General features: G+C 56.6%; 10 protein-coding genes. All 10 read left to right on the top strand.

Features of this window, described 5'->3' with window-relative positions; all coding sequences use genetic code 11:
• Positions 1-966 (top strand): carbohydrate ABC transporter permease (locus AC2FNN_RS19990; RefSeq protein WP_496760188.1); only part of this gene is annotated, 966 nt, incomplete at its 5' end.
• A gap of 3 nt (positions 967-969) precedes the next feature.
• Positions 970-2,118, top strand: coding sequence for a carbohydrate ABC transporter permease (locus AC2FNN_RS19985; protein ID WP_496760187.1), 1,149 nt, complete (start codon positions 970-972; stop codon positions 2,116-2,118).
• 9 nt (positions 2,119-2,127) lie between these two features.
• Positions 2,128-3,783, top strand: coding sequence for an alpha-glucosidase (locus AC2FNN_RS19980; protein WP_496760186.1), 1,656 nt, complete (start codon positions 2,128-2,130; stop codon positions 3,781-3,783).
• Positions 3,784-3,786: 3 nt separating this feature from the next.
• Positions 3,787-4,869: an ABC transporter ATP-binding protein gene (locus AC2FNN_RS19975; RefSeq protein ID WP_496760185.1), complete on the top strand. Its 1,083-nt coding sequence runs from the start codon at positions 3,787-3,789 to the stop codon at positions 4,867-4,869.
• A 119-nt stretch (positions 4,870-4,988) separates the two neighbouring features.
• A complete protein-coding gene (locus AC2FNN_RS19970) occupies positions 4,989-5,690 on the top strand; it encodes a sugar phosphate isomerase/epimerase family protein (protein ID WP_496760184.1) in 702 nt (233 codons plus the stop codon).
• Positions 5,690-6,736: a LacI family DNA-binding transcriptional regulator gene (locus AC2FNN_RS19965; protein WP_496760183.1), complete on the top strand. Its 1,047-nt coding sequence runs from the start codon at positions 5,690-5,692 to the stop codon at positions 6,734-6,736. The genes AC2FNN_RS19970 and AC2FNN_RS19965 overlap by 1 nt, the downstream gene beginning before the upstream one ends.
• A 22-nt stretch (positions 6,737-6,758) precedes the next feature.
• Positions 6,759-7,508, top strand: coding sequence for a basic amino acid ABC transporter substrate-binding protein (locus tag AC2FNN_RS19960; protein WP_496760182.1), 750 nt, complete (start codon positions 6,759-6,761; stop codon positions 7,506-7,508).
• A 66-nt stretch (positions 7,509-7,574) separates the two neighbouring features.
• Positions 7,575-9,221 carry an amino acid ABC transporter permease gene (locus AC2FNN_RS19955; protein WP_496760181.1) on the top strand — a complete coding sequence of 549 codons (1,647 nt, stop codon included), beginning with the start codon at positions 7,575-7,577 and terminating at the stop codon, positions 9,219-9,221.
• Positions 9,218-11,182 carry a beta-galactosidase gene (locus tag AC2FNN_RS19950; RefSeq protein WP_496760180.1) on the top strand — a complete coding sequence of 655 codons (1,965 nt, stop codon included), beginning with the start codon at positions 9,218-9,220 and terminating at the stop codon, positions 11,180-11,182. Before AC2FNN_RS19955 ends, AC2FNN_RS19950 begins: the two co-directional genes overlap by 4 nt.
• Before the next feature lie 147 nt (positions 11,183-11,329).
• Positions 11,330-12,454 carry an extracellular solute-binding protein gene (locus AC2FNN_RS19945; protein ID WP_496760179.1) on the top strand — a complete coding sequence of 375 codons (1,125 nt, stop codon included), beginning with the start codon at positions 11,330-11,332 and terminating at the stop codon, positions 12,452-12,454.
• Positions 12,455-12,484 lie beyond the last annotated feature (30 nt).

Raw genomic sequence — 12,484 nt, 5'->3', positions numbered from 1 at the left:
GTGTCGGGTTGCGTGGGCTATTTCTATCTTTCCAACCAGTTTCTGGACAAAGTCCTGTTTCCGCCGCGCGGGCCGAATGCGGGCCGAAACATCAACCGCGCGAACTTGATCCGCCCGTGGTTGTTCCTGTTCCCGGCGCTTGCTGCATTGGGGCTGTATCTGGCGTATCCGGTGGTTGAAACCTTGCGCCTTTCGCTTACGGAACGCGTGCCCGGCGGCGGATACCGATGGGTAGGCCTGGACAACTATACCCAAATGGCGGCTGAGCCGAAGTTTTGGGAAGCCATGCGCAACAACATGTTCTGGCTGATCGTCGTGCCGGCCATGTCAACGGCTTTTGGTCTTCTCGTGGCGCAACTGACCGACCGCATCCGCTGGGGCAACTTTGCCAAATCCTTGATTTTCATGCCGATGGCCATTTCATTTGTTGGTGCATCGGTGATCTGGAAATTGGTTTATGATGCGCGACCGGCTGAACAGGACCAGATAGGGATCCTGAACGCGCTGTACATCTTCTTCGGCGGGACCGAACCCAACACGTGGTTAACAATCCCCTTCTGGAACAGTTTCTTTCTGATGGTTGTCCTGATCTGGATACAGACGGGTTTCGCCATGGTCATCCTGTCGGCAGCCTTGCGCGGTATTCCCGAAGAAACCATCGAGGCGGCCATTTTGGATGGGGCCAATCCCTTTCAGATCTTTTTCAAGATCAAGGTGCCGCAGATCAAAACCACGATCCTTGTTGTTTGGACGACGATCACGATCACCGTGCTCAAAGTGTTCGACATCGTCTTTGCCATGACCAACGGCCAGTGGGAGACGCAGGTGCTGGCAAACTACATGTATGACAAGCTTTTCCGCGCCAATGACTGGGGCGTCGGGTCGGCCTCGGCCATGGTGATCATGTTGCTTGTTACGCCGATCCTCGTCTGGAACGTGCGCAACGCGCGCAAGGAGATGGAGTAAGCCATGAGCGATATCGCCGGAACCAAACCCGCGCTCAGATGGGTGGTGCATCTGTCAGTCATCTTCCTGGTGGCTCTTTGGGTCATTCCTACGCTTGGCTTGCTGATTTCGTCCTTTCGGACGGCAGATCAGATTTCGTCCAGCGGCTGGTGGCGGTCGCTGTTTCCCTCTGAACAAAACCTGACGCTTCGCAGTGCCGCGCCCGAGACGCAGGTGCTGGAAAACGGAGTGTATGTCATTCAGGGGGTGTTGTTCGGCAAAGATGAGCAAGCAACGATTTCCAGATGGGGCATCAGTTCGCGCGAGGTTGATGCATTTGAACCGGGCCAAACAGCCGAGCTGCGCCGGGGTGGTACGATCACGGTGGATGCGGCCGGCAACTATCGGATGGAAAACACCGAGGAATTCACCGGAAAACGTGGCGCGCGCATCTTCGTAACGGCCGAATTGCCACCCGAGTTCACTTTGGAAAACTACCGAAAGGTTCTTCTGGATCAAAGCAGTACGGACAGCATGGCCAAGGCGTTTTTCAACACGCTGACCGTGACCATCCCGGCAACAATCATCCCGATCCTGGTTGCTGCCTTTGCGGCTTATGCGCTGGCGTGGATGGAGTTTCCCGGGCGCGCCCTGCTGATCGCGGCCGTTGTCGGCCTTTTGGTCGTTCCGCTTCAATTGGCTTTGATCCCATTGCTGAAGTTTCACCTCAATATCGGGATCGGCAAAGGCTATCTGGGAGTCTGGCTTGCGCATACAGGCTTTGGGATGCCCCTGGCGATTTATCTGCTGCGCAACTACATGGCCGGATTGCCGCGTGATCTGATCGAAAACGCCCGCGTCGACGGCGCCACCGAGTTTCAGATCTTTACCAAACTGATCCTGCCACTCAGCTTCCCGGCGCTGGCGTCTTTCGCGATCTTCCAGTTCCTGTGGACATGGAATGACCTGCTTGTTGCCAAGGTTTTCCTGATCGACGCGACCGGCCAGACAACCGTGATGACGAACCGCATTGTCGAGCTACTGGGTACGCGTGGCGGCAATTGGGAAATCCTTGCGACCGCTGCCTTTGTTTCGATCTTCGTGCCGCTGGTCGTTTTCTTCGCAATGCAAAAATACCTGGTCCGGGGCCTGTTGGCCGGATCTGTCAAATAGAGGCGTCTGATGAACGTGCAGAACAACCCTGAACAATGCAAAGCAACGAAACTGTCTTCGGACTGGTGGCGTGGGGGTGTGATCTATCAGATCTACCCACGCAGTTTCCAGGACAGCAACGGGGACGGGATCGGCGATCTGAAGGGCATCACTGCGCGACTGGATTACATCGCCTCACTGGGCGTTGATGCGATCTGGATCTCGCCGTTTTTCAAATCGCCGATGAAGGATTTTGGCTACGATGTCAGCGATTACCGCGATGTCGATCCCATGTTCGGGTCGCTGGCGGATTTCAAAGAGCTTTTGGATCAGGCCCATACGAAGGATCTGAGGATCATGATTGATCTGGTCTTGTCGCATACATCCGATCAGCACCCGTGGTTCATCGAAAGCCGCAGCAGTCGGGAAAACCCGAAATCTGACTGGTATGTTTGGGCGGATCCCAAACCGGATGGCACGCCTCCGAACAACTGGCTTTCGATCTTCGGCGGCTCGGCCTGGCAATGGGATGCCCGACGCCTGCAATATTATCTTCACAACTTCCTGACATCGCAGCCGGATCTGAATTTCCACTGCCCGGATGTTCAGGATGCGTTGCTGGACGTGGCGCGGTTCTGGCTTGATCTGGGGGTGGATGGCTTTCGGCTGGATACCATCAATTTCTATTTCCACGACAAGGCACTGCGCGACAATCCCGCACTGCCGACGGATCAACGCAACGTCACGATCGCACCGGCCGTGAACCCCTACAACCATCAGGACCACCTGTTTTCAAAAAGCCAGCCCGAGAACATCGCCTTCCTCGAAAGACTGCGGGCTTTGACTGACGAATATGAAGGCCGGGCTTGTCTGGGCGAGGTCGGGGATGCGCAGCGCGGGCTCGAGATCATGGGCGAATACACATCCGGGGATAAGCGGATGCACATGTGCTATGCCTTCGAGTTCCTGGAAAAACGTTCATTGACAGCCACTTACACCAAGCGCGTTTTCGACCAGCTGGAAGCGAAGGCAGGTGACGCGTGGCCATGTTGGGCATTTTCCAACCACGACGTACAGCGTCATGTCTCGCGCTGGAATCTGGATGACGCCGCAGCCCGCCAGCACGCGGTTCTCATGATGTGCCTGCGCGGCTCTGCCTGCCTCTATCAGGGCGAGGAACTGGGCCTGCACGAAGCGGATGTGCCGTTCGAGAAACTGCAAGACCCTTACGGCATCGAGTTCTGGCCCGAATACAAGGGCCGCGACGGCTGCCGCACACCGATGATTTGGGCAGCACAAGATGAACAATCGGGTTTCAGCACCGCAGAACCCTGGCTGCCGGTAAGCGCACAGCAGGCCGGGCAAGCGGTAGACCGATTGGAGGCGGATCCAAGCTCGATGTTGAACCACTACCGTCGCGCCATTGCCTTACGGCATGCGCATCCTGCTTTGGCAACGGGGGCGCAGACCGGCATGACGGAAACGGGTTCGATTCTGTCTTTTGTGCGTGAGGATTCGCATGAGCAGATATTCTGCGCGTTCAATCTGGGTGCGGATACTGCCGAGTTCGAACTGCCCGAAGGCAGTTGGCAGGTCATGGGTCAGGACTTGGGCGGTGTCGAAGGAAACGGCAACGTTGTCCTGAACGCGGCGCAGTTCATCCTGATGTACAGGAAAAAGGGATAACGCATGTCTGAACTCAACCTAACGGACGTCGCCAAGTCCTATGGCCCTGTCGATGTTTTGAAGAACATCAACCTCGACATCGAACAAGGCGAACTGATCGTATTTGTAGGTCCTTCCGGATGCGGCAAGTCCACCCTGCTGCGGATGATTGCCGGGTTGGAGAAGATTTCAGGCGGCACGCTGGAAATCGAAGGACAGGTCATGAACGATGTTCCGCCTGCACAGCGGGGCATCGCGATGGTGTTTCAAAGCTATGCCTTGTATCCCCACATGACCGTTCGCGAGAACATGGCCTTTGCCCTGAAAATCGCAAAGATGCCCGCGGCCGAGATTGATGCTGCCGTAGATCGTGCCGCTCAAATCCTTCAGCTGGAACCATTCCTGGACCGCCTTCCCAAAGCTCTTTCCGGGGGGCAGCGTCAACGCGTTGCCATCGGGCGCGCGATCGTACGTGACCCAAAGGTGTATCTGTTCGACGAACCCCTCTCGAACCTCGACGCGGCACTTCGGGTGGCCACGCGGATCGAGATCGCGCGTCTGAAAGAGGCCATGCCTGACAGCACCATGATCTACGTGACCCACGATCAGGTCGAGGCGATGACTCTGGCCAGTCGGATCGTGGTATTGGCCAACAAGGGCATCGCGCAGGTCGGGACACCGCTTGAACTGTACGAGGCGCCTGACAACGAGTTTGTTGCGCAGTTCATCGGTTCGCCTTCCATGAACCTGCTGTCCGGCACAATCACCGGAACCGGCGAAATGACCACCGTTGAACTGTCATCAGGCGGGATTGCAAGATCCGCGGTTCCAACCGAAGACAGTGACCTGGGTAAAAAGGTCAATATCGGAGTGCGCCCCGAAGACTTGGCCATGACGGAAGAATCCGCGATTCTGTCCGGCAAGGTGGATTTCACCGAAGCCCTGGGCGAAGTCACGCTGCTGTATTTTGAGAAAACCGATGGCGCGGATGCAGTCATTGCAAAGCTGCCGGGGGTTCAGCGGAACCTGCGCGGCCAGACGGTCTCGGTCACGGCCGCACCGGACAAGGTGCATCTGTTCCACAATGGGTTGTCCATGCGCAAATAGAAGCGAAACGCAGTTCTTGACAGAATTGCGTTTTGTGCTTCACCATAATTGAAACGTTTCAATGGTGAAAAATGCGGGTATCGGCGCAGCTTTACACGGTTCGGCAATGCGGTGACCTCATGGACCAACTGAAGTTGGTTTCCGCTTGCGGGTTTTCAGATATCGAAACCACCGGGCTGCATGACATGACACCGCAAGAGATGGCACGCATCGTCCATCAATCAGGTCTTAACCTTCGTTCTGCACATTTCGATTGGGAGGAGTTCCACGAGCGTTTCGACGACATCGTTGGAGTACTGCACCTTTTGGAATGCCAGGTGGCGGTCATGCCTTGGCTGGCGCCACTGGCGCGGCCCGGCACTGTCGAGGGATGGAAGGCAGTGTCGGGCCAGTTGTCCGATTGGGCAGATCGACTTGGAGATCACGGCGTCCGCCTGGCCTATCACAACCACGACTTTGATCTGTTCGGCGCGCCGGGAAAAACACCTCTTGAACTGATTCTGGCGCAAGAAAACATCTACTGGCAGCCTGATATCGGTTGGATCGTCGCGGCTGGTCAGGACGTGGCTGACCTGTTGGCGCGCCATGCGGATCGCATCCTGTCTATTCATGCAAAGGACGTGGATCCGCAGGGCGGATCAGGCGACAGGCGCTGGCGCAATCCGGGTGAGGGTGTTGTCGATTGGGACGCCACGATACGAGCCCTTTCAAGCACCAAGTGCACCGACCTTTTCGTTGAGCATGATGAAACCGCCGATCACAGGCGCACCTTGCAAACGGGGCGGTCGTTTTTGACTGAACGGCTTGGGGGCATCGGCTGATGGCGCGGGCAACGATCAAATCGATCGCCCGTATGACCGGTTATTCAGTTGGCACGGTTTCAAACGCCCTTCGTGGCGCTTCTTCGGTAAAACGGGAAACGCGGGAAGAGATTCAAAAGGCGGCGTCCGAGCTGGGGTATCGGGTCAATCTGGACGGCCTGAAACTGCGCACCAATAAATCCTACAGGATTGCGGTATTGGTCAGCGTTTCGGGCAGTGCCGCTGAAGAGTGGGAGGGTGTGGAGTTTACCCGGATTCTGGCCGGAATATCCGACGCGGTTCAAGGGTCACGCTATGAGTTGAGTGTCTTCAGTGTACGAGATGTTGAAGCCGCATTGCAGACCCTACATTCCATCGTGCAGGAAGGGTTGGCAGACGGCGTGATCTTTTCCGGAACACGGGTGAATGACCCGCGTATCGCCTATCTGCAAGATGAGGGGTTTCCGTTTGTCACATACGGAATGAGTGACAGTGCCCAACCACATCCTTATGTGGATCTCGACAGTCAGGCTGCTGCTTCTGAAGCAACGGCCCGGCTGTTGGCATTGGGGCACAGGCGGATAGCGCTTATCAACCCGCCGGATGACCTGATCTATGCCCGTCAACGACTTCAGGGATACTCTGATGCTCTGTCGGCAGGTGGCATGGCGTTTGACCCGGCCCTTGTTTTTCCCGGCCCGACCACGGCGAAGACCGGGCAAAGGGCCTTTGCGGCGCTCATGCGAATGCACAACCGGCCAAGCGCCATCATTTGCGCAAACGAGGCGATGACCCTTGGCGCCTTGTCCGCCGCCGCCGATATGGGCGTTCAGGTCGGCAGGGATGTCGTCGTCATTTCAAACGACGATCTGAAACTCAGCCAGTATTTCGTCCCCCCGCCCAGCACCTATTATTTGCCGATAGGCGAGACCAGCCGCCTGCTGGGTGAATTCATGCTAAAAACACTGGACGGCGTTGATCCGTCGGAAACGCAAAAAAAGATCAGGGCCACATTGATCGAGCGGCAACCTGACACCCCGGCGCCAGGTATGGCGCAGACCAACTGAGCCAACAGAGGAGAAACCGAACATGTTCAAAAACCTATTTGCCGTTGCAACGCTTGCAATGCTGACAGCGCCGGGGGCCTTTGCCGCCGATCTGGAAGGTCGCGTTCTCAAGATCGGAACAGATGCAACCTATCCCCCGATGGAAACCGTCGACGAAACAACCGGTGAAATCGTGGGCTTTGATGTCGATGTGATGAATGCGATCTGTGCGAAGGTCAATTGCGTTCCCAACTTCGTAAACACCGCCTGGGACGGTATCTTTGCGGCCCTTCAGCAGGGTGAGTTCGATCTGGTTATCTCGGGCGTGTCGATCACACCGGAACGCGAAGAAACCATGGACTTTTCCGAGCCTTACATCGTTGTCAGCCAAGCCATTCTGTTGCAGGTCGATAATGCTGACATGACACTTGAGGACTTCAAAGCCGGTGGCCAGAAACTGGCCGCGCAAACCGCGACGACCAACGCCCAATTGGCGGAAGAGCTTGTCGGGCGCGAGAATGTCAGCCTTTACGACAACTTCTCGGCCGCCATTCTGGCGCTTCAGAACGCGGACGTTCAGGGCGTGATCATCGATGGCACTTCGGCGGCGGCCTATGAACAGGAATTTGCGGGCGAATTGACTGTTGGCATTACAGGCCTGCAATCCGACCCGTTAGGCATCGTGTTTCAGGAAGGTGATCCGACAGTGGATGCAATTAACGCTGGTCTGAAAGCCATACAGGAGGACGGAACACTGGACGAGCTGACGGCCAAATACTGGGGCACCAACTGATCCATTAGCGCCCTTTTTTGGTCCGGCGGTCAGCACCGCCGGGCCTTGTTTTAGCGGAGAATTTCCATGTCGCGCCTCAGCACGATCCGCCCGAGTAACCTGGTGTTGCTCGCTGCAGCGCCCTTTATTATCTACCTGTTCGCTACATCCTCAAAATACTTGCGGTCGTTGGTCGCAATTCTGGGGATCGGCATCGACGCGGGGCCCATTTTTGTAGGGTTTCTGCTGATTTCGACCGTTGCGATCCTTGGATATCTTTGCGCCCGGTACGCGCGGTTTTCACAAAACTCCCCCGGCTGGTTGAGGTTCAGTGCGCTTGCTGCGTTACCGGCTGCTGCGGCGCTTTTGGTCATCAGCTTTGTTTCTCCGCAGCTTCTGATGCCATTTGCCGAGTCGGTCTTCTTTCATGCGCTCAGCGAAAACACCTCACCCCTTATCGATCGATCCAGTCAGACCTGGGTACTGTTTCCGGACGTGATCGCCAAGGTTCAGTCGGGACTACAAGTTTTCCTCACAGTTTACGCGGCTGTCGTCGCACTATGCCTGATTTCGGCACGTTTGCAGCCGCCCTGGCGCAGGCGCGTCTTGTTGGGGTTGGAGTGTCTCACGGGCGCGGTTCTGTTTTATCTCATGTTCATGGCTCATTGGCAGTTCGCAACCGGGGTGGCCATTACATTCCGTGCGGCCATTTTTGCCTATATCTTCGCGGCCATTCTTGGTTTAGTCTGGGTCGGGCTGCAATCGTTCAAACCAAAGGCACGTACGACGGTCGTCTATGGTTCGATCAGTTTGGCAATGCTGGCAGCCTCGGCATTTTTCTTTATGCAGCCGCAGGTCAGCTTTGTTCTGGTGGGCAGCACAGAGGGGCGTATCGCGGTTGTGCGCGGCACGCCGCAGGCGCAGGCTAACGTCATCCGGTTTGGCGAGTTCGAGGGGGCCGATGGTCAGCAGTATCGGATCCGCAGCGCAACCGATGCCACTGCCGCGCTTGAACAGATCGAAACGGTCGACAGCGTCTCGGGCGCTTTTGTTCCGGCGGAGGCGCATACGCAAGGTTATCCGGTCCTGTGGCAAACAAGATTTCTACCCGATAAGTACCGCAATCCGGCCCTGGCATTTGCCGTGCTCGGGTTTTTGTTGCTGACACTGACCATCGGCGGGGCTCAGCATAAACTGCACCCGCTGGCGGTCGGGGCTGAATTTTTCGTGGATACGATACGCGGCATTCCGATGCTGGTAATCATTCTTTATATCGGTTTGCCGTTGGCGGGCGCAGTCAAGGATGTTACCGGCGGCGGAATCGATATGACCAATATGACACGGGGGATCATCGCGATCTCGGTTGGTTATTCCGCCTATATGGCCGAAATTTTCCGGTCCGGGATCGAGGCGATACCGAAAGGCCAATTGGAAGCGGGCAGCTCTCTGGGTTTGTCGCGTTGGCATACGGCGCGGCTTATTGTTCTGCCGCAAGCCCTTCGGATTGTAACTCCACCGCTTGGCAACGAGTTCATCGCGATGATCAAGGACACGTCATTGCTGTCTATCCTGTCCGTCCGCGACATGACCCAGAGGATGCGAGAATTTCAGGCAGCTAGCTTTCTGCCCTTTGCCCCCTTCAACACGGCAGCAATCCTGTATGTCGTTCTCACACTCGGCTGCGCCAGTTTCCTGAAGTGGATCGAACGACGCACGGCAAAGGACACACGATGAGCGCGCTGGAACTTGGGGTTTGTTACTACCCCGAACAGTGGGACCCTTCGCAATGGCGAAACGATGCCGACCGAATGGCAGACATGGGGTTGAATTGGGTACGGATTGCTGAATTCACCTGGGGCCTGATCGAACCCGCGCGCGGTCAGTTCCACTGGGGCTGGCTGGATGAGGTGATTGAGATTTTGGGGCAAGCCGGTCTGAGGGTCATGATGTCCACCCCAACAGCCGCCCCCCCAAAATGGTTGATCGATGAGTACCCCGAAATCCTGCCTGTAGGGCCGGATGGTCGGGTCAGAGGGTTCGGTTCGCGCAGGCATTATTGTTTTTCCAGTGAGGTTTATCTGACCGAGGCGCAAAGGATCACAACCGAATACGCTCGCAGATATGGTCAGAATTCGTATGTACAAGCGTGGCAGATCGACAATGAGTATAACGACCACGATACAGTTCTCAGCTATTCCGATGCCGCACGGGCGGGCTTTCGGCGCTGGCTGGCAAATCGATATGGCGCAATTGACGCACTGAATGAGGCCTGGGGGACCGTGTTCTGGGGGAGCCGCTATTCCGGCTTTGACCAGATTGAACTGCCCAATGGTCTGGTCGCCACGCCCAACCCCACCCATGCCCTTGATTTCAGACGCTATTCCTCGGAACGGGTGCGGTTGTTCAACAAGACACAGGTGGACGTGCTGCGCGAACATGCGCCGGGTCGAGATATCACGCACAACTTCATGGCCGGCAGTTTCGAATTCGATCACCACGCAGTGGCCGCCGACTTGGATATCGTCGGCTTTGACAGCTACCCGCTGGGTAATCTGATGGGCTCAACCTTGTCAGAGAAGGAAAAGCGCCGCTATCTGCGAACCGGCGCACCTGACTATCAGGGATTTCATTGCGACCTGTATCGCAGTCAGGGGCGGGGGCGGGTATGGGTGCTGGAACAGCAACCGGGGCCAGTGGACTGGGCGGCACAGAACCCTTCCCCAGCCGAAGGGATGGTTCGGCTTTGGACCTGGGCCGCATATGCACACGGCGCGCAAGCTGTGATGTTCTTTCGATGGCGACAGGCAAAATTCGCGCAGGAACAATACCATACTGCCTTGCTGCGCTCGGATGACAGTGTGGATCAAGCCGCGCTCGAGCTGGCTCAGATTGTGAAGGATCGCGAAAACCTTCCGCCGACGACGCGTGGAAAAGCCTCGGTGGCGATGATGCTGGATTACGCTTCGATCTGGGCGGCCGATATCCTACCGCACGATGATGACTTCCCCAATTCCCATATCTTCCGCGAATGGTACACTGCCTTGCGCAGTCTGGGGGTGGATATTGATTTTGTGGGGCCCGAGGATGGTTTGGAAGGTTACGCCCTGATCGTGCTGCCGCAAAGCATGATCGTGACCCCGGAACTGGCCGCGAGGCTTGATGCTTCGGGGGCAAGGCTTTTGATTGGTGCCCGGTCCGGCAGCAAGACGGCTCAAATGCAGACCCCTTCGAATCTGGCGCCGGGTGCGTTGGCGGATCTGACCGGCGTCCGTGTTGCCCGTGTCGAATCGCTCCCGGATATTGCAAGAGAATCCGTGCAGTTGCAGAACGGTCAGCTTTTTGGCTTTGATGGTTGGCGCGAAATCGTCGAGACCGAGGCAAATGTCCTGGCGCGCTTCAAAAGTGCCTATTGCGACGCCAGCCCAGCGATCGTCCGGTCGGATCGTGCGACATATCTGGCCATGGTCCCCAGCGGTGCGCTCTTGCACGAGATTATGCGCGATGTCCTGAAATGGGCAGGGCTGAAGCCTTTGGACTGCGACCCAGACTTACGCGTAACCCGACTCGGTACGTTGCATTTTGCCTTCAATTTTGGTGACATGTCCAAACCCCTGCCTGGCGGTGGCTCACGATGCATTTTGATTGGCTCTGATCCGGTCGGCGCGCACGATTTCACAGTCTGGCAGGTAAACTAACGCTCTGAGATTCAACCAAAACGTGTCAAAAACAAAAACTGGATATAAGATTTCCGCAAACTGTCACTTTTGGACTGACGAACGGGCACAGAAAGTCCTATGAATACAAAGACAAAAACAAACTCATCCAACAACGGGAGATCACCTATGGCTAAACATTCGTCACTTTCGAGGCGCTCTGTGTTGAAAGGCGCAGGTGCCGCGGCACTTGCGGCACCCCTGTACAGCAAGAGCGCTCTGGCTTCGTCGGGCGAAATCAACATTCTGATGTGGTCGGACTACCTGCCGCCCAGCTTCATCGAAGAGTTTGAGACCCTGACCGGAATCAAGGTGAACTATACCGGCATCGGCTCGAACGAAGAGATCATCAACAAGATGAAGGCCACCAAGGGCCAGGGCTTTGATATCGTTTCACCGACCAACAACCGGTCGTTGCAGTGGGAGCCGCTGGAGCTGCTCCAGCCCTTCGACATGAACAAGGTTCCGGTCGATCTGGTGAACCCTGCCATGGCCAAGATTGGCACCGACGCGTGGAACTTCGGCGATTCAGGTGCGCATTGGCTGCCGCATATCTGGGGTACGGAAGGTATCGCTTACCGTACTGACTTGTGGCTGCCGGATGGTGACGCACCATCCTATGGCGACGTGTGGTCGGAAGAGAACGCTGGCAAAACCATGGGCCGCGCGCATTCCATGATGCTGGGTGCCGGTCTTTACATGGAACGCGCTGGCGAGATGGAGCCGGGTTCGGTCTGGGCCGCATATGGTGATGAAGACACCATGCGCAAGGTTTGGGGCCAGATCACAGACTGGTGCATTGCGCGCAAGGACCGCATCAAACTGATTTGGAACGACGCCGATACACAGAAGAACGGTCTTCTGAACGAAGGCGTTGTCGTTGGCCAAACCTGGGACGGCCCACCCCTTGCACTGAAATCCGCAGGTGAGCCGGTGCACTATCAGGCGCCTGTCGAAGGTGCGATGGCTTGGGTGGATGGTATGTCCATGCCGACTGGTGCCGCGAATATCGATCAGGTTTACGCCTTTATCGACTTTGCCTATCAGGCCAAGCCGGCCGGTGTCGCCATTGACAGTCACGGCTACAACTCGCCGGTATTGGGCGCCGACCAGTATTCCGGCGACACCTACAAGAAGAACTTTGCCGAGGCCTATCCGGGCGACTCGCTGGCCAACCTCAACCCGTGGCCGGCAGAAGCGCCCTGGTACGCAGAAACCCGGACCGAGTTCGTCAACAAGTTCAAGAGCGCCTAAGCGTTCCGAATCTTCGCCCTCCGCTTTTTG

Source organism: Ruegeria sp. BHSA118, from assembly GCF_059613405.1.
This window is presented reverse-complemented; position numbering and strand designations above follow the sequence as displayed.